This window comes from uncultured Roseovarius sp., from assembly GCF_947259555.1.
In the GTDB taxonomy this organism is placed as follows: domain Bacteria; phylum Pseudomonadota; class Alphaproteobacteria; order Rhodobacterales; family Rhodobacteraceae; genus Roseovarius.
In genome coordinates this window covers 54,155-75,980 of record NZ_CAMYMD010000025.1, presented here as the reverse complement: position 1 = coordinate 75,980, position 21,826 = coordinate 54,155, and the positions used below count along the sequence as shown (strand labels likewise).

Here is a 21,826-nt window from a genome sequence, read left to right as displayed (position 1 = left end):
AGCAATGCGTGCCGCACTTCTTCAGTTGAACAGCAGTGATGATCCGCAGGCCAATCTTGCTGTAACTCTGGATCTGCTGGATCGTGCCATTGAGAAAGGTGCGCAATTTGTGCTGACACCCGAAGTCACGAATTGCGTCTCTGGTAGCCGCACACATCAGCAGGCTGTGCTGAGTCCGGAAAAGAGCGATCCGACCCTTCAAGCTCTCATTGGGCGTGCGAAAGCAGCGGGGATTTGGGTGTTGATAGGCTCTCTTGCACTCAGGACCGATGACCCTGACGGGCGATTCGCCAACCGTTCATTCCTGATTGGGCGGGATGGAGAGATCGTTGCGCGGTATGACAAGATCCATATGTTCGATGTCGATGTATCGCCAGAAGAGACGTATCGGGAATCGGATGGGTTTCGCCCCGGTGACCGCGCGGTCATCGGAGAGACGTCGTGGGGCGCAATTGGCCTGACCATCTGCTATGATATCCGGTTTCCCCATCTTTACCGTCGGCTTGCGCAGGCCGGGGCGACCATGTTGACTGTTCCGGCAGCGTTCTCGCATGTGACGGGGGCCGCCCATTGGGAAAGCCTCCTGCGCGCGCGCGCGATCGAGACCGGCTGTTTCGTTTTGGCCCCGGCGCAGACCGGGACACATTCCGTCAGCCGGGGACGCCCACGCAAAACCCACGGGCACAGCATGGTTGTCGCCCCTTGGGGCGAAATCCTCGTAGATGGTGGGACAGCGCCGGGCCTCGTGATGGTTGATCTTGACCCCGAGCAAGTGGCAGAAGCACGCAGGCGCGTGCCTTCGCTGCGCCATGACCGAGAGTTTGATGGCCCTTGAATGGAAGAGATAAACAGTAATTCCCTTGCGGTGGCGCTCTTCAGCGAGATCCTTACCAATGAGCAGCTGATCCGCAACCGCCTCAGCCGTGTACTGCCGAAGGGTATGGAAATCTCGCACTTCTCGGTTCTCAACCATCTTGCCCGCATCGGTGACGAGCGTAGCCCGGCGCAACTGGCCAAAAGCTTTCACGTCACGCGCGGGGCGATGACCAACACGCTCAGCAAGCTCGAATGGGCCGGGTACGTGCATATCCGCCCCGACTGGGACGATGCGCGGCGCAAGATGGTGGCCATCAGTCCGTCGGGCCGCCAGGCGCGGGATGCAGCGATCGCCGCGATCACGCCAATGGTGTCGGACCTGATCCGCGACCTTGGAGAGGATCGCGTTCGCTCCAGCTTGCCTGTGCTGCGCGAATTGCGTGCGCGACTGGAGCCGGGAAGCTGACGGTTCAACCGCGCTTGATGCTTGCCGTGACGTAATTCACACTCAGGTCCCGATCCGACAACCGCCACTGCCATGTAATCGGATTGAATACAAAACCTTTGCGATCCACCGGGTCTAGGCCAGCGTTGCGCAATAGCTCGTAGAGTTCATCCGGCGTGATGAATTTTGACCATTCATGCGTGCCCTTAGGCAACCACCGCATCACGTATTCTGCGCCTACGATGGCCATTGCATAGCTCTTTGGATTGCGGTTCAGGGTCGAACAGACATGCAAACCACCAGCTTTCAAGAGCTGCTGGCAGGCCGTGAGATAGGCCAAGGGATCAGCCACATGCTCGACCACCTCCATGTTGAGCACAACGTCAAATCGCTCTCCGGCGGCGGCCATATCTTCCGCCGTGGTGTGACGATAATCTATGTCGAGACCTGATTGCGCGGCATGTACCTGTGCTACCGGGATATTTCGCTCGGCCGCGTCCGCACCTACCACTTCGGCGCCGAGCCTTGCCATGGGCTCGCTCAACAAACCACCGCCACATCCGATATCGAGCAGGCGCAGGCCAGTGAACGGGGCATCGCTTGCAAGGTCTCTGTCGAATTCCGCCGCGATCTGCCCTGTGATATAGTCCAGCCGACAGGGATTGAGCATGTGCAGGGGCTTGAATTTTCCATTCGGATCCCACCATTCAGCCGCCATCGCCTCGAATTTGGCAACTTCGGCTGGGTCGATCGTGCTCTGGGCGGCTTGCATTCTGCTCTCCATATGCTCTTTTGGTCTCGCGGCATATATAGGACATTCATGGACAAATTCTCAGGCCAAAAGAACGCAGTTCAATATCTATATCCGCCGGTCGAGCCATTCGACCGCCAGATGTTGGATGTTGGTGACGGGCATAGCGTCTACATGGAGCAATCGGGCCGCGCCGATGGCTTGCCTGTGGTCGTCTTGCATGGTGGGCCAGGTGGGGGCTGCAGCCCCGCCATGCGGCGCTATTTCGATCCCAAGGTTTACCGAATCATCCTTTTTGATCAGCGTGGCTGTGGTCGTTCGCGGCCGCATGCGAGCGTCGAGGCGAACACGACTTGGCACCTGGTAGACGATATCGAGCGGATCCGGACCACGCTTGGAGTGGATCAGTGGATCGTGTTCGGAGGTAGCTGGGGGGCAACTCTGGCCTTGATCTATGCGCAGGCCCACCCCGAGCATGTTCAGCACCTGGTGTTGCGCGGTGTCTTTACCATGACGGCAGCCGAACTTGATTGGTTTTATGGCGGTGGGGCAGGGGCATTCTGGCCAGAGACATGGGAACGCTTTCTCGCGCCGATCCCCGAGGATGAACGCGGCGACATGATTGCCGCCTATCATCGGCGTCTCTTTTCAGGCGATCTGACCGAGGAGGTGGCCCATGCCAAAGCATGGTCGGCTTGGGAAAACGCACTTGCCACGGTGCATTCAACTGGGGTGGGCGGTGACAGCCCGTCTGATTACGCACGTGCCTTTGCCCGACTCGAGAATCACTACTTCACACATCGTGGATTTCTTGAGCATGATGGGCAGATCCTCGCTCAAATGGGCAAGATCGCACATATCCCCGGAACGATCGTTCAGGGGCGATATGACATGATCTGCCCCCCGGCGACGGCACACCGGATAGCCGCGCGGTGGGGCAATGCGGATTTACGAATGATCCCGGTAGCCGGGCACGCCCTTTCCGAGCCGGGTATCAGTGCCGAACTCGTGGGTGTTATGCAAAAGCTTGCGCGCGGTACTTGAGCATTCTCGCTTTTCGCAAATGCTCCATCGCGGTATTCGGAGGACCATGGAAACGCTACCCGATCTATACGCTCGCCTCGTAGCTGATGGAAAACTGAGCGCGGACCCCGCCCAAGAGGCGGTCATGCCCGAGTTTGAGCGCATTCGCGCCGCGCTCGCGGAGGCCCCGCGCAAGGGCTGGTTCCGCCGTGCGCCCGAGCCACCCAAGGGGCTTTATCTGTGGGGGGGAGTCGGACGCGGTAAATCCATGTTGATGGATATGTTCGTCGATACGCTCGATGTGCCAAAGAGACGCGTTCACTTTCATGCCTTCATGCAGGAAATTCATGCCGGTTTGCATGCCGCCCGCGCGCGCAATGAAACCGACGCACTCGCCCCGGTGGCAGCAGAGGTCGCGAATTCTGTGCGTCTTCTGGCATTTGACGAGATGCAGATCACCGACATCACGGACGCGATGATCGTTGGTCGTCTTTTCGAGGCGCTATTTTCTGCCGGTGTGGTTGTGGTGACCACGTCCAACCGCCTGCCCGACGATCTATACAAGGATGGCCTGAACAGGCAGCTCTTTCTTCCATTCATTGGCTTGTTAAAGGAACGGATGGTCATTCATGAAATGGTCAGCCCGACAGATTACCGACAGGACAGGCTGGCTGGAAGCCCAAGCTATTTCTCGCCGATAAATAGTGAAAGCAGGGCTGAGATAGAGACGATTTGGCAGGACCTTACAGGTGGCGAGGGGGGCCCGCATTCTATTGTCGTGAACAAGCGCGTAGTCGAGATCCCGGCGTTTCACAACGGTGTCGCGCGCGCCACGTTCTACGATCTTTGTGGCAATCCACTGGGGCCCGCGGATTATCTGGCCCTGGCCGAGGCGGCGCGGGTTCTCATACTAGAGAACATACCCGAGCTCGGCCGAAGTAACTTTAACGAGGCCAAGCGCTTTGTGACCCTGATCGACGCCCTCTACGAGGCGAAAGTGCGGCTCATCTGTTCGGCGGCGGCGGTGCCAGAATATCTCTATATCGAGGGTGAAGGATCGTTCGAGTTTGAGCGTACGGCGAGTCGCTTGAGGGAAATGCAATCCGAGGGCTGGGGTGAGGATGAGTGAGCCTTCAATGGCGCACGTATTTTCAGTTGACCGCCTCGACCTCGAATTTGACCGACGAATACCAATCCGCCACCGCGCGGATCTCGTCATTCGACATCTCTGACGCAATCTCACTCATGATGTCGTGCTGACGTTTGCCGGTGCGAAATGCCTTGAGTTGTGTGTCGATATACATGACGGACTCGCCTGCAAGGTTGGGCGCATCGTCCATCAAGGCAATGCCGTCCACGCCGTGACATGCGGTGCAGGCCTCGGGCGCTTGCTCGGGGTCCTGCCCGGGTGAAAGCGAGGCGACGGGCGTTTGGCTGCTGTACCACGCGGCCAGATCGGCAATCGCCTGATCGTCAAGATTGGCAGCCACTACGCTCATCATTTCGTGCACACGCCGACCATCGCGGAACGCGGTCAACTGATGTTCGATATAAGCCGGGTTTTCGCCACCGATATGAGGCACGATCGGCATCTTCGCCATGCCTTCGATCCCATGGCAGGTGCGACATTGGCCGGCGAGTTTGCGGCCCGCTTCAGGATCGCCCGGGATGTCCTCGGCGAGGGAAATCTGGCCGAGAAAGACCCCGCCCAGACCCAGAATGCATGCCTTGAGCATCAGTTGCCCTCGTACCAGATGCGATAGACCGCGCCGGCCAGATCGTCCGACACCAGAAGCGACCCGTCACGCAGCTGTGCGACGTCCACAGGACGACCGAGATACTCACCATTCTCGTCGATCCAGCCCTCTGCAAAGGGCTCCATCGTGGCGTTGCCCTCATCGTCGATGTGAGTGACCATGACTCGCGCGCCTACAGGCTCAGTCCGATTCCAAGAGCCATGTTGCGCCGAGAAAATGGCGTTCTTGTAATGATCCGGGAACATGTTGCCGGTGTAGAACGTCATGCCGAGATCTGCCGCATGTGCAATCGTTTCAACGGCAGGCATTACAACATCTACGGGCACCTCTTCGCCCTTGTACTCATTGGTTCGCACGTCGCCGCCACCGAACCAGGGATGGCCAAAATGCTGCCCCGCCTCGGTCTGTCGATTCAACTCTCCAGGCGGAATGTCATCGCCCATCCCGTCAACCTGATTATCGGTCCACCAGAGATTTCCGGTCTCGGGGTGGAAATCCTGACCGACCGAGTTGCGCACGCCGTAGGTATAGACCTCACGACCGCTGCCGTCTGTGTTCATGCGGATGATCCCGCCGATCCCCCATTTTTTGTACTTCTCCAGCTTGTCCGCCGGTGCCACGTTGAAGGGCTGGCCGAGCGAGATATAGATCTTGCCGTCCGGCCCGATGTCACAGACCCGCGCGGTATGGTTGAAGCTTTCCTCTTCCTCGGGAATCAGATCACCCTTGGCCACCAGATTGAACGCCGCCACGTCCGGGCTTTCATAGAAGAACTCGGCGGCCGGAAACAGCAGTACGCGGTTCTGTTCGGCGATGTAGAGGAAGCCGTCGTCGGAAAAGCATGGACCATTGGGGATCGAGAATTGCAGCGAGGGTGCGAAATCCTTGACCTCGTCGGCGACCCGGTCCTTGTTGCGGTCGGTTACGGACCAGACCTTGTCCTTGCGCGTTCCGACAAAAGTCACCACGCCCTGCGGGCCAACCGCCATGTGGCGGGCATCAGGCACGACGGCATAGAGACCGATCTTGAAGCCGTCGGGCAGGGTGATCTTTTCCAGTGTGTTCTTGATACCCTCGGCATAATCGCCGCCCTGTTCGATTACTGTAAAATCAGTGACGCCGGTACTCTGAAAATTTGACAGTTTCTCAAGATTGTCCGGCACATTTGCCGCTTGCGCGTGGGCAAGGCCTGCGCTCAGCGCAAGCGTTCCGATGGATGACAGCAGATTTTTCATTTGGTTCCTCCCGTTTGAAAATCCAGACCCCCCACCCGCCTTTCCGTGGCGGATCGGGCCTTAGTCCAAGACATCTTTTAGCAGACCCAACGCGCTCTCCCCTTCGCGCGGCTCATGCAAGTTCGATTTACCATTCACTCACACCAGTTGAAATTACCGTAGTTTCGCATCCGGACAAGCCGTGGCTGCCATCTTGGTCTCCGACCAAAGTCGTAATTCACTCATCACATCAACGTCATCGACACGGTTCCCAGGCTCATGATCTCACCTTGTGCCGTTAGGGGTGCATTGATCCAGGGGAGGCCGTTGAGCGAGCCGGTGATCACGACATGGCCGGGCTGCAACCCGCCGCAATGAGTGCCAATCGCGCGGGCCAGGGCGGAGAGCGTGGCAAAGGCATCGCCGCCCGGCACGCGCGCCGTGCCGTCAAGGAGGGTCTCTTCCCCAACGACCAGCCGCGCGTCGGCGCGGGTCACGTCAATGTCCTGCCAGTCGCGAACCGCCTCGCCCAGAACCACGGCACCATTGAGTTGATTGTCCAACATCTTCAGCGTGGCCCCCGCGCCTCTGGGATCGGCGAGACGGCTCTGCACCAGCTCGAACACCGGCAAAAGCTCTACCGCATCGCGCAACTGGGTTTCGAAATCAGCCATGTTCGGGTCTGGTAATGGTGCAATCAGACGGAAAGCGTATTCGAGTTCGACGCCTACCTCTTCATTTTCAGAGACAGAGATGTCGGCGGGGCTTTGGTAGATGTCGCGGCCCATGATCGGCGCGATCACAATTTGCGCGTCGGGCGGGCACGCTACCTTGAAGCCAGCGACCGGGCCGAGGGCCTGTGCCACTGCCTCTTGCACCAGAAGTACACGGTCCCGTGTCAGCCCTTCGCTTGCGGAAAGGGGCAATTTTGGTCCTCCCTCCCGCGCCGCCAGTAGCTGCGCCGCCAAGTGGTCAGTCATGCCGCGATTACCGCGCCGGAGGTTACCATCGCCTCGATCTGGTCTGGCTCAAACCCAGCCTCACGCAAGACCTCGCGGCTGTGCTCTCCCAGCAAAGGGGCCGCAGAACGCACGCTCGCGGGCGTTTCGCTGAACTTGATCGGGTGCCCCAGCGTCTTGACCGAACCGGCCACCGGATGATCCACTTCGACGATCATCTCACGGTAGCGCGCCTGTGGATCGGCCTGCATTTCAAGGATGTCCAGCACCGGCCCGGCAGGCAGGCCCGCCTGCTCCATCCGTTCCAGCCAGATCTGTGACGTTTCGTGCCGCAGATAGCCGTTGAGTATCTCCTCCAACTCCTTGAGGTGCTGCATCCGGTCGTGGTTCGAGGCGAAGCGTGGGTCGTCGTTCAACTCTGGCGCGCCGATCACGTCGAGAAAGCGCAGCCAGTTGCGCTGATTGGCGGCGCCGACGTTGATCCAGCCATCCGCGGTCTCGAACGCCTGATACGGGCCATTGAGCGGATGGGCAGAGCCCATCGGCCCAGGGGCCACCCCGGTGGCAAAGGCAATCGCCGATTGCCAGTAGGTCTGGGTGATTGCCGCTTCGAAAAGCGAGGTATCGACCTTTTGCCCCTCTCCCGTCTGCAACATCCGCGCATAGGCCGCCGAGACACCCATGGCCGCGACGATCCCCGCCGTGATGTCCGAGACCGGCGCGCCGGTCTTGACCGGGGGCCGCCCAGGCCCTTCGCCAGTGATCGACATCAGGCCCGACATGCCCTGCGCGATGAGGTCAAAGCCGCCGCGCTCTGCATACGGTCCGGTACGACCAAAGCCCGAGATTTCGCAATAGATCAGGCGTGGATTGATCTCACGCAGGGCCTCATAACTCAGCCCCAGCCGTTCCATCGTGCCCATGCGGTAATTCTCGATCACCACATCGGCCTCTTCCAGCAGACGGTGCAGTGCCTTGACCGCCTGCGCGTCCTTGAGGTTCAGTGCCACGCCCCGCTTGTTGCGGTTCATCATCATGTAGGCGGCGGATTCGCCCTCGATCGCGGGCGGAACGAAGCGGCGGCTGTCATCACCGTCCGGCTTTTCCACCTTGATCACGTCCGCGCCCATGTCGGCCAACATCAGGCCGCAGACAGGGCCAGCCATGATATGCGCCAGCTCTATAACCTTCATCCCCTCAAGAGGGCCTTGCTTCGTCATGTCCCGCTCCATTCGGGTTTCTCCTTGGCCAGAAACGCCTCCAGGCCGTGGCGGAAATCCCGGCTCATGTAGCACATCTCGATCAGGTCGGCGTCCTCGACCCGGGTTGCCACGCTCACCCGGCGCATCGCCTCTTTCGTGGCGCGCAGCGTCAGGGGGGCCATTTGCGCAAGCGTTTCGGCCAGTTCCGCGGCGCGGGCCATCAAGGTGTCCTCATCTTTCAGAATCTCGGTGACCAGACCGCAGGCCTGCGCCTCGTCGGCACCGATCAGGCGGGCGGTAAAGATCATCTCTCGCACCCGCCCCGCCCCCATCAGAGCCGACAGTCGCGCCAAATTCGCGGCGGCGAGGCAATTGCCAAGGGTGCGCGCAATGGGAAAGCCGAACTTGAGATTGGCGGTCGCAATGCGGATATCGCAGGCCCCGGCAATCGCGGCTCCACCGCCAGTGCTGGCCCCGTTGATGGCGGCCACCGTGGGCAGCGGGCAACGCTCCACCGCCTCCAGCACGCTCTCGATCCGCGCCTCGTATTCGAGCGCATCCTGCGGTTTGTCAAAGGCGCGAAACTGCGTCATGTCGGTGCCCGCCGCGAATGCCTTGCCGCCCGCGCCGTGAATGACTACCGCGCGAACGCTACCATCGGTCGGCACCTCGCGGCAGAGCGCAGCCAACCCCTCGTACATCTCGAAGGTCAGCGCATTGCGCGCCTGCGGGCGGTTGAAGGTGATCCAGAGCGTGTGGTCCCGGACCTGTGACAGTATCTCGCTCATGGCAGCCCCCTAGCGATAGAAATATTCAACGAGGAACAGCGGAACCGACGGCACGTAGGTGCACAGCATCAGCACCGCCAAGAGCACCATGACGAACCAGACGTTGACCTTGGACACTTCCCAGATATTGGCCCGCGCCACCGCGCAGGAGGTGATCAGCACCGACGCCACCGGCGGTGTCTGTTGCCCGATGGCAAGGTTCAGCGTCACCACCAGACCGAAATGCACCGGGTCGATCCCTGCCGCGGTGATCAGCGGAATGACGATGGGAACCACCAGGATGATCGCCGCCGCCGAATGCAGGAAGAACCCGATCACCAGGAAGAAGAAGTTGAGGATCAGAAGGATCATCCATTGCTGATCGGTGATGTTGAGAATGCCCTGCGCCAGTTGCTGCGGGATCTGCGCGCGGGTCAGGAATCCGCCCATAAGCACCGAGGCCGCGACCAGCAGCATCACGACGGCGGTCTGCATGCCGCCATCCAGCATGGCACGGCGCAGATGCGCGATGTCGATCTGCCGATACCAGACCGACACCACGATGGCCGCGATCACCGCCAGCCCCGCCGCCTCGGTCGCGGTGACGAACCCGCCGAAGATGCCGCCGAGGATGATCACCGGCAGTGTGAAGGCCGGCAGCGCCTCCATAAAGGTTTCGCGCAGGCGCGGGATGTTGAACGCCTCTTCGGTCGGCAGGTTGTAGCGCCGCGCAAAGATATAGGCGACCATCATCAGCCCGAAGGCCCCCAGAAGGCCCGGCACCACACCGGCGACGAAAAGCTGCTCGACCGAGGTATTGGCAGAGGCGGCATAAAGGATCATTGGGATCGACGGCGGGATGATGATCGCCAGCGAGGCCGAGGACGAGGTGACGGCGGCCGAAAGCTCCTTGGAATAGCCGCGTTTCTTCATCTGCGGAATGAGGATCGAGCCCATCGCCGCCACATCCGCCACTGCAGAGCCCGAGATTTCGGCGAAAAACAATGATACGCCGATATTGACCATGGCAAGGCCGCCGCGCACGAAACCGATAATCGCCGAGACGAAATTAATCAGCCGGTCGGTGATGCCGCCCGCGTTCATGATCGCCCCCGCCAGCACGAACATCGGGATCGCGATCAGCGAGAATTTGGTCGAGCCGTCATACATGTCGAGGGCGATGGTCACCAGGCTGTCCGCCCCTTCGGTGACCAGAAGGCCCATGACGCCCGCAAGGGCCAGCCCGATCGCGATCGGCACGTTGATGCAGATCATCGCCACGAGGGCTATGAAAATCGCCAGCATCAGCATCAGCCGCGCTCCTTGTTCTTGTCCATTTCGGTTTCGACCTCTTCCTCGATCTCGGCATGCTCAAGCGATATGCCTTGCGCGGTCTTGGCCCAGTAATGTGGCAGGCTCAGCAATTGGCAGATGATGAACAGGACCGCACCGATGGGAATGACGGATTGGGTGAATTGGATCGGCACCCAGGGCAATGAGACGAGCGAGTCGCCTTCCAGAACCTCGAGCACCTGAAATCCGGCGCGGGCCATCAGCACGAAGAAGGTCAGCACAAGTACCTCACCCACCAGCACCGCGACCATGCGCGCGCGTGGCGGAATGGCCAGCAGCACCGTGTCGAACCCGATATGCCGTCGGTGCAGCGCCGCTAGCGCCGAGCCGTAATAGGTGATCCAGGCGAGCATGATCGCCGCCACCTCGTCATACCAGGAAAAGCTGTGTCCCGTCAGCCGGGCCAGCACGGCGAGAATCACGATGGCCGTCAGCGCGACCATCAGCAGAACCGTGATCCACTCCAGCAGGCGGCTTGCGATCCGGTTGGTTCGGTGAAGAAGAGCGTTCATTCGGGCCTGTCTTGCGCTGCATCGGCACCGCCCGGCACGCGGGCGCGCCGGGATCGGGCCGTCATTGGGTATCAGGGATCATCCGGTGGCCCCGCTCAGGGCCACCGGACAAGGCATTCAGCTTGCGTTGCCGAGGGCGAGCACCTTGTCGATCATCTCCTGCCCGCCCTCGACCTCGGCGGCAAACGCCTCGTAGATCGGCTTGGAGGCGCTGATGAAGGCGTCCTTGTCGGCCTCGTTCACCTCGACGCCTGCGTCCTTGATCACGCCAAGCAATTCGGTCTCAAGCTCTGCCGCCTTCTCATAGGTGAAGGTTTGCGTCTCCGCCGCGCAGTCGCTCAGCATCGCCTGCATCTCGGGGGAATGCTTGCCGAAATGCTTTTCAGAGGCGAGGATATAGGCTGGTGTGTAGACATGCCCGGTGATCGAGAGATACTCCTGCACCTCCTGGAACTTGGCCGAGGCGATCTGCGCATAGGGGTTTTCCTGGCCGTCGATCACGCCGGTCTGCAAGGCGGTGAACACGTCAGAAAAGGCCATCGGCGTCGGGTTCGCGCCGTATTGCTTGAACATCTTCACGCGCCATTCGCCGTTGGGCGTGCGCAGCTTTACGCCTTGCAGGTCCTCGGGCGTATTGATCGGGCGGATATTGTTGGTGATGTGGCGAAAGCCGTTCTCGGCGAGGCCCACGATGTGATAGCCATTGTCGTTAGCCCCGCCCTGGAACGTGTCCATCATCGCATCCTGCACGCGGCGCATATGGTCGCGGTCCTTGATGATGTAGGGCATCTCGAAAATGCCGAACACGCTGTCGACCGAGGACATCACCGACGAGGGCAGCGCGAAATCGACCTGCCCCAGCTTGAGCTTCTGCAACAGCTCCTTGTCCTTGCCGAGCTGCGACGAGCCGAAGGTCTGCACCTCGACCGAGCCGCCAGACTTGTCGCCCACGCAGGCAGCATAATGGTTGACCGTCGCCTCGAAGAGCGAGCCCGGCGCGCCGACATGGCCGAATTTCAGCGTCGTGTCCGCCGCCGTGGCGGGCACTGCGGCGAACGAGGCCACCACGGCTGCAATCAGTGTCTTTTTCATCATCTTTCCTCCCTTGGTTTCAGTGTCCCGCACGGCTCCTCCCGCGCGGTGGTCTTTGCGTTGCCCGAACATCTCGGGTGCGTTCCGCGCAGGCTCCTCCTCCCGCGCGGAACATCCGCCGTCAGGCGGCGGCGCGATTGGCGGGGGCAGTCTCGCCCAGTACCTCCATCGCGGCCTGCACGCCGCCCGCGCGGTAGGGCACGCCTGCATCGCGCAGGCCCATCTCCACACCGGCCAGCGTGCCGATCAGCATCAGATCGTTGAAATCGCCCAGGTGTCCGATCCGGAAAACCCGGTCGGCGACCTTCGAGAGGCCGTTGCCAAGCGACATGTCGTAATTGCGCAAGGTGACAGCGCGGAAATTGTCGGCCGAATGCCCCTCGGGCACCATCACCGCCGTCAGTACCGGCGAGCGGTCGGAGGGGGTGTTGCACAGCACCTCCAGCCCCCAGGCCTCGACCGCCGCGCGCGCTGCAGCACCGTGCCGCCGATGCCGGGCAAAGACATTTTCCAGCCCTTCCTCGTGCAGCATGTCGATCGCCTCGTTTAGACCGTAAAGCAGATTGGTCGCGGGCGTGTAGGGGAAATAGCCGGTGTCGTTCGGGCCCGCCATCTCGGCCCAGCTCCAGTAAGAGCGAATGAGCCTGGCGCTCTCGGAGGCCTTCATCGCCTTGTCGCTGACAGCGTTGAACGACAGGCCGGGCGGCAGCATAAGTCCCTTTTGCGAGCCAGACACGGTGACATCCACGCCCCATTCGTCATGCCGGAAATCGACCGAGGCGAGCGAGGAAATCGTATCGACCATCAACAACGCCGAATGCCCCGCCGCGTCGATGGCCCGGCGCACAGCGGCGACATCGGTGACAGACCCGGTCGAGGTCTCGTTATGCACAACGCAAACCGCCTTGATCTCGTGGCCTGTGTCGCCACGCAAATGCTCTTCGATGGCTGCGGCATCGGCACCGCCACGCCAATCGCCCTCGATGAACACCGGATTCAGGCCCAGCTTTTCGGCCAGTTTCTTCCACAGCATCGCGAAATGGCCGGTCTCGTACATCAGCACCGTGTCACCGGGCGACAGCGTGTTGACCATTGCGGCCTCCCACGCGCCGGTGCCCGAAGACGGGTAGATCACCACGCGGGATTCGGTCTTGAAGATACTCTTCATCCCTTCCAGCGCCTTGCGCCCGACATCGGCAAAGGCCGGTCCACGGTGATCCATCGTCGGATAATCCATCGCCCGCAGGATGCGGTCAGGCACGTTCGACGGCCCGGGAATTTGCAGAAAATGGCGGCCAGCAGGCATGTCGTTCCTCCCCAAGATGACGGCACCTGCGCCCGTGAGGGGCCGAGTAGCGAAGACTCGGATGCAGGTGAATTTTGTTGAATTGAATTCTGAATTCAATATTCTGTCAAGACATTATCTCAAACCACCACCGGATCGGGGGACCATGCTGGACAGCGCCATTAAAGACCGCCTCAGCCGCGAGGTGCGGGGAGAAACCCGCTTCGATGCGTTTTCGCGCGGGCGTTATGCGACCGATGCCTCGATCTATCAGATCATGCCCGCAGGCGTGATCGTACCGCGTGCACCAGAGGATATCGCCGTCGCCATTGAGGCCGCGCGTACCGCCGAAATCCCGCTCACAATGCGCGGCGGCGGCACCTCGCAATGCGGGCAGACGGTGAATTCCGGGCTTATCGTGGATTGCTCCAAACACCTCAACCGTATCCTGGAGCTGGATGTAGAAGGGCGGCGCGCGGTGGTCGAACCGGGGATTGTTCTGGATGATCTCAACCGCGCTCTGAAACCGCACGGATTGTGGTTTCCTGTCGATGTCTCCACCGCCTCGCGCGCCACCATCGGCGGCATGGTCGGCAACAATTCCTGCGGCTCGCGCTCGCTGCGCTATGGCACGACGCGGGACAATGTCGCCCGAATCGAGGGGTTTCTTGCCGATGGCATCCCATTCGATTTCGGCCCCGGATCGGGCAATCGTGTGCCCGAATCGTTGCTGCGCCAGATGCTCGATCTGGGCGCGCGCGAGGCCAATGAGATCGCCGCCCGCTTCCCGCAGGTGCAGCGCCGCGTCGGCGGCTACAATATCGATGCGCTTGTGCCCGGCGACACGCCCATCAACCTCGCCCATCTGCTGATCGGATCCGAGGGCACGCTCGCCACCTCCACCGCCATAGAGATCAAGCTGTCGCCGCTACCCTCCAAGACCCGCGTTCTTGGGGTATGCCACTTCCCCACCTTCCGCGCCGCGATGGAGGCCGCGAAATCACTGGTCGCCCTTGGCCCGACCTCGGTCGAACTGGTGGACAGCACCATGATTGACCTCGCCCGCGCGATCCCGCTCTATGCAAAGACGCTGGAGCAATTCGTGAGGGGCGACCCGGCGGCGATGCTGCTGGTGGAATTCGCCGACAGCCCGCCCGAGAACGAAGAGAACATGGCCCGCCTCTTCGATACCTTGTCAGATCTTGGCTATGGTTTCGGTAAGGGCGGCAGCCACGAGGGCGGCGTCGTCGAGGTCTGGGACATGGCCCTTGCCGCCGAGATCGGCGAGTTACGCAAAGCGGGGCTCAACATCATGATGTCGATGAAGGACGAGGGCAAGCCGGTGTCCTTCGTCGAGGATTGCGCCGTGCCGCTCGACCATCTGGCTGATTACACCGACCGGCTGACCGAGGTGTTCCACCAGCACGGCACCACTGGCACATGGTATGCCCACGCCTCCGAAGGCTGCCTGCATGTGCGCCCGGTGCTCAACCTCAAACTGGAGCAGGACGTGCGCAAGATGCGCGAGATCGCCGAAGCCGCGTTCGAGATGGTGCGCGAGTACAAGGGCTCGCATTCCGGCGAGCATGGCGATGGAATCGTGCGCTCGGAATTTCATGGCGCGATGTTCGGCCCCCGCATCCTGCGCGCCTTCGAGGAGGTCAAGGCTGCCTTCGATCCCGACACCCGCCTCAACCCCGGCAAAATCGTGCATGCGCCGAAGATGGATGACCGCAGCCTGATGCGCTATCCGCCGGGCTATGATTTCGCCGATCTCAAGACCGGGCATGACTGGTCTGCCTGGCCCGGCAAGGGCGGCGGATTTCAGGGCGCGGTCGAGATGTGCAATAATAACGGTGCCTGCCGCAAGCTGGCGGGCGGCGCGATGTGCCCCAGCTACCGTGTGACACGCGATGAGCGCGACGTGACGCGGGGCCGTGCCAACACGCTGCGCCTCGCGCTCTCGGGCCGCCTCGGCAAGGACGCGCTGTTCTCGAACGAGATGGCCGAGACGATGAAGCTTTGCGTGGGCTGCAAGGCCTGCAAGCGCGAATGCCCCACCGGCGTGGACATGGCCAGGATGAAAACCGAGGTGCTCTATCAGCGCGGCCAGAAACTGGGGTTCGGTCTGCGGGCGCGCCTGATCGCCGAAATGCCGCGCTATGCGCGGATTGCCGTGGCGCTGCGCGGTCTCATCGCCCTGCGCAACCGGGTGCCGTTTCTCGCCAGCATAGGTGAGCGGGTCACCGGACTGGCACGTGGGCGGTCCCTGCCGATGTTTCGCGGGGATTATTTCCGCGATTCGGAGGTAAAGCGCGCCCGTGCCGCGACAAAGGCAGGCAAGGTTATTCTCTTCGCTGACACGTTCAACCGCTGGATGGAGCCGGACATTCCCCGCGCTGCTCTGCGCGTGCTGTCGCGTGCGGGATACGAGGTGATCACCGCAAATGCCCCCGGTCGCCCGCTCTGCTGTGGCCGCACCTATCTGGCGGCGGGGATGATCGACAAGGCCCGCGCCGAGGCGCGGCGCACTCTCGATGCGCTCCTGCCGCATATCCGCGCGGGCGTGCCTGTGGTGGGGCTGGAGCCGTCGTGCCTGCTGACCCTGCGCGACGAGTTTCTGACACTCCTGCCCGGCGAGGATGCGCGCCTGTTGTCGGAAAACGCCTATCTCTTCGAAGAATTCATCGCCCGCCAATCTCGCGCCGGAAAGCTCAAGCTGTCCCTTGGCCGTTTGGGCCAGACTGCTCACGTTCACGGCCATTGCCATCAGAAAGCGGCGGGCGTGATGGGCGATATGGGCCAGGCCCTCGCATTGATCCCCGGGCTCGACCCGCAAACCATCGAGAGCAGTTGCTGCGGCATGGCGGGGGTGTTCGGCTATCAGGCGGAAACCATCGAGGTCTCGCTGAAAATGGGCGAATTGTCTCTGCTGCCCGCCGTACACGCCGCCGCGTCCGACGATCTTCTGATCGCCAACGGCACCTCCTGCCGCCACCAAATCGCCGACGGCACCGACCGCCGCGCGCTGCATATCGCGGAAATCTTCGACAGGGCGTCGGAAAATGCTGTAAGGGAAGGCCGCAGCAATGGATGACCAACGCCAAGAGGCCCCGATGACCGCCCTTAAACCCGATCCCATCGGCCGCACAGCGCTGGCTGTCGAGATCACCAACCGCCTGCGGCAGATGATCCTCGAAGGCCAGTTGCAGCCCGGTGAGAAGATCAACGAGAAGGCACTGACCGAGCAATTCGGCGTGTCCCGCACGCCTCTGCGAGAGGCGCTCAAGGTGCTGGCCGCCGAGGGGCTGCTCGATCTCATCCCGCATCGCGGTGCCGTGATCACCCGCCAGAGCGAGGCTGAACTGGCCGAAGTGTTTTGCGTCCTCGCGGCCCTTGAGGGATTGGCGGGGGAGCTGGCCGCTGAGTCCGCGGGTGATGACACGCTTGACGAAATCGCGGAGATGACGCACGCGCTGCGCCGCACGTATGAAGAGGCGGATCGCCCGACCTATTTTCGGATCAATCAAGCTATACATAGAGCCATTCTTGCCGCGGCAGGTAACGAGACATTGCTGCGCTCGCATGAATTGCTGGCCTTCCGCGTTCAGCGCGCGCGGTATCAGGCTAATCTGACGCCTGAACGCTGGTGCGCGGCGGTCGAGGAACACGAGGCTATTCTGGATGCCCTGCGCGCCCGGGATTCAGACCGCACGGGCCGGTTGATGAAAGACCACCTTCTGCGCAAGTTCGCCTCAATCAGGGCGAAGGGCTGAAACGTTCGGGTGATAGTGCTGCCAAAACTGATGGATGCAATTGCGGCACCTCGCCCTTGATCAACGCGGCCGTCACTGTCGACAGCGCCGGTGCAGTCTGCACACCGTAGCCACCCTGACCGGCCAGCCAAAAGAACCCTTGCGCGCGCGGATCGAACCCTGCGACCGGCGTGCGGTCGGGCGCGAAGGTGCGCAAACCTGCCCAGCTATGCTCCAGCCGGGTGACCTCATGCGTCACCGCCTGCTCGAACCGGTAGAGGCCCTCGGCCAGCACCATATCCTCGGGCCAGGCGTCGTGGGGATCGACCGGGTCCTCGTCGGCGGGCGAGACCATCAGCTTGCCCGCCTCGGGCTTGGCGTACCAGGTCTCGGCTATGGAGCCGAAGATCGGCCAATGCTCGGTGTCATGGCCTTCTGGGGCAGGAATGATCGCAGCGGAGCGGCGATAGGGTTGCAGCCCGAGGCGCGGCAGACCGGCCATGGCGGCGATTTCATCGGCCCATGCCCCGGCGGCATTGACGATTGTTGGCGCAGCAAAGCTGCCCTGTGCCGTTTCCACGTGCCATTGCCCGGATTCATGGTGCAGCGCCTGCACCGGAGCGCCGGTGACAATGCACCCAGCCCGTGCGCGCAGCATCCTTGCGTAGCCTTGCAACAGCAGATCCACGTCGATACCGCGCGCGTCGCGCTCGATCATCGCGCCCGCGATGCGCTCGGGGCGCAGGATGGGGACGATCTCGGCGGCCTCCTGTCCGGTCAGCCGCTCCACCCCGACCGCGCCGTCAAGATAGGCGTCGAGCACCGGCAATTCTTCCTCGGAGGCGACCATAAGCTCGCCCCGGGGGCTGAGGATCGGTTTGTCGCTGATCTCGCCGGGCTGCTCGAAGATCGGCTCGGCCAAGGCGTTGAGCGCGCGCAGCGTCGCGTTGCCGTAATTGCGGATAAAGATCGCCGCTGAGCGCCCCGTCGCGTGATAGCCTATCTGCGGCTCGCTCTCCAGCACGGTCACGTCGGCCCCCGCGCGGGCGCATTCCGCCGCGGCACTGACCCCTGCGATGCCGCCGCCGATGACGATGATATCGGTCATACCTGCGCCCCCTCGAAGCCGGTCAGCGTGGCGGTGAGGTTCTGGCCCAACTCCTCGCAGAGATAGCCGCCCTCCTGCACGAACAGCGTGGGCAACCCGAGGCCCGCAATGGCCGCACCGATGCGCCCGAACCCCGGCGTGGTGATGGCGAGGCCCTGGAACGGATCGCCCTCGTAGGCGTCGAGGCCGAGGGCGACGACCACCGCATCGGCCCCGAAATTCACGATCCGCTCCAGCGCGCGGTCGAGCGTGCGCAGGTAGTCGTCATCACCGGTCTTGCGCGGCAGCGGCAGGTTGAGGTTGTAGCCCATGCCACGCCCCTCGCCGCGTTCGGACGCATGGCCCCAGAAGAACGGGTAGAAGCGTTCGGGATCGGCATGGATCGAGACGGTCAGCACATCATCGCAGTCGTAGAAAATGCCCTGCGTGCCATTGCCGTGATGCACGTCCACGTCGAGGATGGCGGTGCGCCGCCCGGCCATACGCAGTCGTTCGGCGGCGATGGATGCGTTATTGAGAAAACAGAATCCCCCCGCCAGATCGCCGAAGGCATGGTGCCCCGGCGGGCGGCAGAGGGCGTAGGCGGCGCGTTCGCCCTGCTCCAGCAGATCGGCCCCGGTGACGGCGCTCTGCGCCGACCAATAGGCGGCCTCCCACGTGCCTGCGCCGATGGGACAGGCGGTATCGGCCTGATGATAGCCTGCCTGCCCCACGGCGGATTTCGGGTAATTGTCGCCGCGCGTGGCGGGGTGGATGTTGGGGATCACCTCCGGCCCGCCGCCGTCGATGCGCTGCCAGCGGGTGTGGATGTTGCGCAGGAAGGTCACATACTCTGGCGAATGGAGCGCCGCGATGGGGCCAAGACCGGCATCCTTCGGTGCAGTCAATTCGCAGCCCGCCTTGCGCGCGCCATCGGTCAGACGGGCGATGCGCTCGGGCTGTTCGGGGCTGGGCTGGATGACGCCGTTGGCCATGAAATGCTGCGGGTCGTGCTGCCACTGGCGGTCGTCGAAAATGGCCTTCATCTGCCCTCTCCCTTCAGTCTGTGAAATCCTGCCTGTGGCAGGCGCATCTGTGTCACGCGGTCCTGCGGCGCAAAGCCGAGACGTTCATAGAACCGGCGCGAGGCGGTGCTGTGACCGTAAACTGCCAGCGTCATCCATGCCGCGCCCCATTGCGCCCCGGCCCGATGCGCCACCTCGACCAGCAGGTGCCGCCCGGCCCCCTGCCCCCGGGTCGCCGCATCGACCCAGAGGTCAGAGACATAGACCCCCGCCGCCCCCTGCGCAGTGGAAAACAACGGGCTGTAGAGCGCCGCGCCGATCACGTCCCGCTCTACCGCCAGAAGCCCGTAGGCCGCTGGCGTATCGCCCATCAGCCCCTTGCGCAAGGCGTCGAGCCCTGCCCGGTGCGTATCGCCCAGATCATCGCTGAGCGCGCGCAAGGCACGATCCAGCAGGACCAGATCCGCCTCCGTTCTCACCGCGCGAAACTCCGTCACCATGGTTCAGATCGCCGTCCGGTCCGCGCCCTTGAGGCGCAGCAGACGGCGCGCACCGTCGGCATCCACCACCTCGCGCCCCATGGCCTCGACAATGCCGCGCACTTTCTCCACCTGCTCGGCATTGGACCGCGCGAGCGTGCCGCGCGCAATCGTCAGGCTGTCCTCCAGCCCCACGCGCACATGCCCGCCCATCGCCGCCGCCTGCGCCGCCATCGGCATCTGGTGGCGGCCCGCAGCCAGCACCGAGAACATATAATCCGCACCGAAGAGCTTGTCGGCGATGCGCACCATGTGGCTCAGGTTTTCCGGGTCCGGCCCCATGCCGCCGAGCACGCCAAATACGAATTGAATGAAGAACGGCGCCTCGATCAGGCCCCTGTCGGCAAAATGGCGCAGCATGTAGAGATGGCCCAGATCGTAGCATTCAAATTCGAACCGCGCGCCGCGCTCCTGCCCCAACTCGGTGAGGATACGGGCAATGTCGCGCGGGGTGTTCTTGAACACCAGATCATCGGAGCCTTCGAGAAACGGCTTTTCCCAGTCATGCTGCCAGTCGGTGATCCGCTCGGCCATCGGGTAGAGCGCGAAATTCATCGTGCCCATGTTGAGCGAGGCCATTTCCGGGGCGGCCTCCTTGGGGGCGGCCAGACGCTCATCGAGGCTCATCACCGCGCTGCCGCCCGTGGAGAGGTTGAGCACCGCGTCGCAGCCCTGTTTGAGGCGCGGCAGGAAGGCGCGGAAATGGTCGGGATCGGCAGAAGGGCGGCCGGTTTCGGGATCGCGCGCGTGCAGGTGCAGGATCGACGCGCCCGCCTCTGCCGCCTCGACGCCCGCCTTTGCGATCTCGTCGGCGGTCACCGGCAGGTGCGGCGACATCGAGGGCGTGTGGATCGAGCCGGTGAGCGCGCAGGTGATGATGATCTCGCGCATTACACCGCCCGGCCCAGCGCGGGGCGGATTTCCTCGGTGAACTCTGCCAAAGAGGCATCCAGCATCTCGGTGATCTCGTCGAGATGCGTTTCCGTGACGATCATCGGGGGGGCAATGATGATATGATCGCCCTCCACCCCGTCGCGGGTGCGGCGCGAGTAGACGATCAACCCCTTGTCATAGGCGATCTGCACGAAGCGGTTGAAGGCATTCAGGTGCTTCGGCAGCGGGGCCTTGCTGCCCCGGTCGGCCATGAACTCGAACGCCGTCAGCAGCCCCTTGCCGCGGACGTCGCCGACGATGGCATAGCGCTGCATCAGGCCCTCCAGCCGGTCCTTGAGTTTCAGGCCCATCCGCGCGGCGTTGCCCACCAGATCCTGCCGCTCGATCTCGTCGATCACGGCCAGACCGGCGGCGCAGGCCAGCGGGTTGCCGGCATAGGTGTAGCCATGCAGGAACCCGCCCGCATCCAGCACCGCCTCGACCAGCCGCTCATGCGCCACCATCGCGCCAAGCGGCACGTAACCGGCGGCGAAGCCCTTGGACATGACAGCGATATCCGGCGTCAGCCCCCAATGCTCGGACGCGAGGAACCTGCCCGTGCGCCCCGCGCCGGTCATGACCTCGTCGAGGATCAGCAGCACGCCATATCGGCGGCAAATCTCCTGCACCCGCTCCATATAACCCTTGGGCGGCACCAGCGCGCCGGTCGAGGCGCCGCCGATCGGCTCGACCACGAAGGCCAGCACGCTCTCGGGGCCTTCCTCCAGTATCTTCGCCTCCAGCATGTCGGCGTAATGGTGGCCTGTCGCCTCGTCCTCTGGGTCAAGCCCGTCGAGATAGGCGCGCGGGGCAGGCACCTTGGGCATCGCTTGCATCATCGGCGCGAAGGGATCGGTCAGCGGCGCATAAGACGTGATGGCGAGCGCGCCGAGCGTGCAGCCGTGATAGGAGGGCGCGCGGCTGATGATCTTCCACCGGCTGCCCTCGCCGGTCGCGAGCGCGTATTGCCGCGCCAGCTTCAGCGCCGATTCCACCGCCTCGGACCCGCCCGAGACGAAGAACACCCGGTTGAGGCCCGCGGGGCACAAGGCGGCGGTCTTGGCGGCGAGTTTCTCGGATGCCTCGGTCTCGAAATGCAGGCGATACCCAAAAGTGGATTTCTCCATCTGACGGCGCATCGCCTCAAGCACATTCTCGTTGGAATGGCCGATATTGCAGACCATCGCGCCGCTTGATCCGTCCAGATAGCGCTTGCCATCCACATCCCACATGTAGACGCCGCGCGCCTGATCGAGCACCGGCTTGCGCTCGCGTCCCTGATAGAAAAGGTGAGAGGGTTTCACGTTCATT

At 62.6% G+C, this 21,826-nt stretch carries 21 protein-coding genes; 6 read left to right on the top strand and 15 right to left on the bottom strand.

Features of this window, described 5'->3' with window-relative positions; genetic code table 11:
• The first annotated feature begins 4 nt into the window (after nt 1-4).
• Complete coding sequence (locus Q0X85_RS03950) at nt 5-835, top strand: carbon-nitrogen hydrolase family protein (protein ID WP_297769309.1); 831 nt, start codon at nt 5-7, stop codon at nt 833-835.
• The gene (locus tag Q0X85_RS03945) at nt 836-1,282 is read left to right on the top strand and encodes a MarR family transcriptional regulator (protein WP_297769307.1); all 447 of its coding nucleotides are present in this window, start codon (nt 836-838) and stop codon (nt 1,280-1,282) included.
• A 4-nt stretch (nt 1,283-1,286) separates the two neighbouring features.
• Here Q0X85_RS03945 and ubiG read toward each other — a convergent pair whose 3' ends face one another.
• The gene (gene ubiG / locus Q0X85_RS03940; protein WP_297769304.1) at nt 1,287-2,033 is read right to left on the bottom strand and encodes a bifunctional 2-polyprenyl-6-hydroxyphenol methylase/3-demethylubiquinol 3-O-methyltransferase UbiG; all 747 of its coding nucleotides are present in this window, start codon (nt 2,031-2,033) and stop codon (nt 1,287-1,289) included.
• A gap of 48 nt (nt 2,034-2,081) precedes the next feature.
• On the opposite strand from ubiG, the gene pip reads away from it, so the two are divergent.
• Both pip and zapE read left to right on the top strand, forming a co-directional pair.
• Nucleotides 2,082-3,056 carry a prolyl aminopeptidase gene (pip, locus tag Q0X85_RS03935; RefSeq protein WP_297769301.1) on the top strand — a complete coding sequence of 325 codons (975 nt, stop codon included), beginning with the start codon at nt 2,082-2,084 and terminating at the stop codon, nt 3,054-3,056.
• A 46-nt stretch (nt 3,057-3,102) separates the two neighbouring features.
• Complete coding sequence (gene zapE, locus Q0X85_RS03930; protein WP_297769298.1) at nt 3,103-4,164, top strand: cell division protein ZapE; 1,062 nt, start codon at nt 3,103-3,105, stop codon at nt 4,162-4,164.
• Nucleotides 4,165-4,186: 22 nt separating this feature from the next.
• On the opposite strand, the gene Q0X85_RS03925 is transcribed toward zapE, so the two are convergent.
• The 9 genes from Q0X85_RS03925 to Q0X85_RS03885 form a co-directional block, all read right to left on the bottom strand.
• Nucleotides 4,187-4,771 (bottom strand): c-type cytochrome, encoded by a 585-nt coding sequence (locus tag Q0X85_RS03925; protein ID WP_297769296.1) that lies wholly within the window; start codon nt 4,769-4,771, stop codon nt 4,187-4,189.
• Nucleotides 4,771-6,027, bottom strand: coding sequence for a PQQ-dependent sugar dehydrogenase (locus tag Q0X85_RS03920; protein ID WP_297769293.1), 1,257 nt, complete (start codon nt 6,025-6,027; stop codon nt 4,771-4,773). Before Q0X85_RS03920 ends, Q0X85_RS03925 begins: the two co-directional genes overlap by 1 nt.
• A gap of 224 nt (nt 6,028-6,251) precedes the next feature.
• Nucleotides 6,252-6,932 (bottom strand): 2-keto-4-pentenoate hydratase, encoded by a 681-nt coding sequence (locus Q0X85_RS03915; RefSeq protein ID WP_297769290.1) that lies wholly within the window; start codon nt 6,930-6,932, stop codon nt 6,252-6,254.
• Between the two features lie 50 nt (nt 6,933-6,982).
• Entirely contained in the window at nt 6,983-8,185 is a 1,203-nt protein-coding gene (locus Q0X85_RS03910; protein WP_297769289.1) for a CoA transferase, read from the bottom strand.
• Nucleotides 8,182-8,955, bottom strand: a complete 774-nt coding sequence (locus Q0X85_RS03905; RefSeq protein WP_297769284.1) for an enoyl-CoA hydratase — start codon at nt 8,953-8,955, stop codon at nt 8,182-8,184. Before Q0X85_RS03905 ends, Q0X85_RS03910 begins: the two co-directional genes overlap by 4 nt.
• Before the next feature lie 9 nt (nt 8,956-8,964).
• Entirely contained in the window at nt 8,965-10,245 is a 1,281-nt protein-coding gene (locus Q0X85_RS03900; RefSeq protein WP_297769281.1) for a TRAP transporter large permease, read from the bottom strand.
• Complete coding sequence (locus Q0X85_RS03895) at nt 10,245-10,799, bottom strand: TRAP transporter small permease (RefSeq protein WP_297769278.1); 555 nt, start codon at nt 10,797-10,799, stop codon at nt 10,245-10,247. Before Q0X85_RS03895 ends, Q0X85_RS03900 begins: the two co-directional genes overlap by 1 nt.
• Nucleotides 10,800-10,916: 117 nt before the next feature.
• Nucleotides 10,917-11,891 carry a TRAP transporter substrate-binding protein gene (locus Q0X85_RS03890; RefSeq protein WP_297769275.1) on the bottom strand — a complete coding sequence of 325 codons (975 nt, stop codon included), beginning with the start codon at nt 11,889-11,891 and terminating at the stop codon, nt 10,917-10,919.
• A 121-nt stretch (nt 11,892-12,012) separates the two neighbouring features.
• Nucleotides 12,013-13,197, bottom strand: coding sequence for an aminotransferase class V-fold PLP-dependent enzyme (locus tag Q0X85_RS03885; RefSeq protein ID WP_297769272.1), 1,185 nt, complete (start codon nt 13,195-13,197; stop codon nt 12,013-12,015).
• 145 nt (nt 13,198-13,342) lie between these two features.
• On the opposite strand from Q0X85_RS03885, the gene Q0X85_RS03880 reads away from it, so the two are divergent.
• The gene (locus tag Q0X85_RS03880) at nt 13,343-16,273 is read left to right on the top strand and encodes an FAD-binding and (Fe-S)-binding domain-containing protein (RefSeq protein WP_297769268.1); all 2,931 of its coding nucleotides are present in this window, start codon (nt 13,343-13,345) and stop codon (nt 16,271-16,273) included.
• Nucleotides 16,266-16,952 carry a GntR family transcriptional regulator gene (locus Q0X85_RS03875; RefSeq protein WP_297769265.1) on the top strand — a complete coding sequence of 229 codons (687 nt, stop codon included), beginning with the start codon at nt 16,266-16,268 and terminating at the stop codon, nt 16,950-16,952. Before Q0X85_RS03880 ends, Q0X85_RS03875 begins: the two co-directional genes overlap by 8 nt.
• Here the strand turns inward: Q0X85_RS03875 and Q0X85_RS03870 are convergent.
• Genes Q0X85_RS03870 through Q0X85_RS03850 form a run of 5 tightly spaced genes read right to left on the bottom strand, consistent with a single transcriptional unit; the run spans nt 16,936 to nt 21,825 of the window.
• On the bottom strand, nt 16,936-18,039 hold the full coding sequence (locus Q0X85_RS03870) for an FAD-binding oxidoreductase (RefSeq protein ID WP_297769262.1): 1,104 nt from the start codon (nt 18,037-18,039) through the stop codon (nt 16,936-16,938). The genes Q0X85_RS03875 and Q0X85_RS03870 overlap by 17 nt on opposite strands.
• A complete protein-coding gene (locus tag Q0X85_RS03865) occupies nt 18,036-19,064 on the bottom strand; it encodes a histone deacetylase family protein (protein WP_297769259.1) in 1,029 nt (342 codons plus the stop codon). The genes Q0X85_RS03870 and Q0X85_RS03865 overlap by 4 nt, the downstream gene beginning before the upstream one ends.
• Nucleotides 19,061-19,522 carry a GNAT family N-acetyltransferase gene (locus Q0X85_RS03860; protein WP_297769256.1) on the bottom strand — a complete coding sequence of 154 codons (462 nt, stop codon included), beginning with the start codon at nt 19,520-19,522 and terminating at the stop codon, nt 19,061-19,063. The genes Q0X85_RS03865 and Q0X85_RS03860 overlap by 4 nt, the downstream gene beginning before the upstream one ends.
• A gap of 24 nt (nt 19,523-19,546) precedes the next feature.
• Nucleotides 19,547-20,473 (bottom strand): 3-keto-5-aminohexanoate cleavage protein, encoded by a 927-nt coding sequence (locus Q0X85_RS03855; RefSeq protein ID WP_297769254.1) that lies wholly within the window; start codon nt 20,471-20,473, stop codon nt 19,547-19,549.
• A complete protein-coding gene (locus tag Q0X85_RS03850) occupies nt 20,473-21,825 on the bottom strand; it encodes an aspartate aminotransferase family protein (protein WP_297769252.1) in 1,353 nt (450 codons plus the stop codon). Before Q0X85_RS03850 ends, Q0X85_RS03855 begins: the two co-directional genes overlap by 1 nt.
• Between the last annotated feature and the right edge of the window lies 1 nt (nt 21,826).

Excerpts from the sequence above, each read along its gene's own strand:
- Q0X85_RS03950 (WP_297769309.1), top strand. The coding sequence starts at position 5 with ATGCGTGCCGCACTTCTTCAGTTGAACAGCAGTGATGATCCGCAGGCC.
- Q0X85_RS03945 (WP_297769307.1), top strand. The coding sequence starts at position 836 with ATGGAAGAGATAAACAGTAATTCCCTTGCGGTGGCGCTCTTCAGCGAG.
- ubiG (WP_297769304.1), bottom strand. The coding sequence starts at position 2,033 with ATGCAAGCCGCCCAGAGCACGATCGACCCAGCCGAAGTTGCCAAATTC.
- pip (WP_297769301.1), top strand. The coding sequence starts at position 2,082 with ATGGACAAATTCTCAGGCCAAAAGAACGCAGTTCAATATCTATATCCG.
- zapE (WP_297769298.1), top strand. The coding sequence starts at position 3,103 with ATGGAAACGCTACCCGATCTATACGCTCGCCTCGTAGCTGATGGAAAA.
- Q0X85_RS03925 (WP_297769296.1), bottom strand. The coding sequence starts at position 4,771 with ATGCTCAAGGCATGCATTCTGGGTCTGGGCGGGGTCTTTCTCGGCCAG.
- Q0X85_RS03920 (WP_297769293.1), bottom strand. The coding sequence starts at position 6,027 with ATGAAAAATCTGCTGTCATCCATCGGAACGCTTGCGCTGAGCGCAGGC.
- Q0X85_RS03910 (WP_297769289.1), bottom strand. The coding sequence starts at position 8,185 with ATGACGAAGCAAGGCCCTCTTGAGGGGATGAAGGTTATAGAGCTGGCG.
- Q0X85_RS03905 (WP_297769284.1), bottom strand. The coding sequence starts at position 8,955 with ATGAGCGAGATACTGTCACAGGTCCGGGACCACACGCTCTGGATCACC.
- Q0X85_RS03900 (WP_297769281.1), bottom strand. The coding sequence starts at position 10,245 with ATGCTGATGCTGGCGATTTTCATAGCCCTCGTGGCGATGATCTGCATC.
- Q0X85_RS03895 (WP_297769278.1), bottom strand. The coding sequence starts at position 10,799 with ATGAACGCTCTTCTTCACCGAACCAACCGGATCGCAAGCCGCCTGCTG.
- Q0X85_RS03890 (WP_297769275.1), bottom strand. The coding sequence starts at position 11,891 with ATGAAAAAGACACTGATTGCAGCCGTGGTGGCCTCGTTCGCCGCAGTG.
- Q0X85_RS03885 (WP_297769272.1), bottom strand. The coding sequence starts at position 13,197 with ATGCCTGCTGGCCGCCATTTTCTGCAAATTCCCGGGCCGTCGAACGTG.
- Q0X85_RS03880 (WP_297769268.1), top strand. The coding sequence starts at position 13,343 with ATGCTGGACAGCGCCATTAAAGACCGCCTCAGCCGCGAGGTGCGGGGA.
- Q0X85_RS03875 (WP_297769265.1), top strand. The coding sequence starts at position 16,266 with ATGGATGACCAACGCCAAGAGGCCCCGATGACCGCCCTTAAACCCGAT.
- Q0X85_RS03870 (WP_297769262.1), bottom strand. The coding sequence starts at position 18,039 with ATGACCGATATCATCGTCATCGGCGGCGGCATCGCAGGGGTCAGTGCC.
- Q0X85_RS03865 (WP_297769259.1), bottom strand. The coding sequence starts at position 19,064 with ATGAAGGCCATTTTCGACGACCGCCAGTGGCAGCACGACCCGCAGCAT.
- Q0X85_RS03855 (WP_297769254.1), bottom strand. The coding sequence starts at position 20,473 with ATGCGCGAGATCATCATCACCTGCGCGCTCACCGGCTCGATCCACACG.
- Q0X85_RS03850 (WP_297769252.1), bottom strand. The coding sequence starts at position 21,825 with ATGAACGTGAAACCCTCTCACCTTTTCTATCAGGGACGCGAGCGCAAG.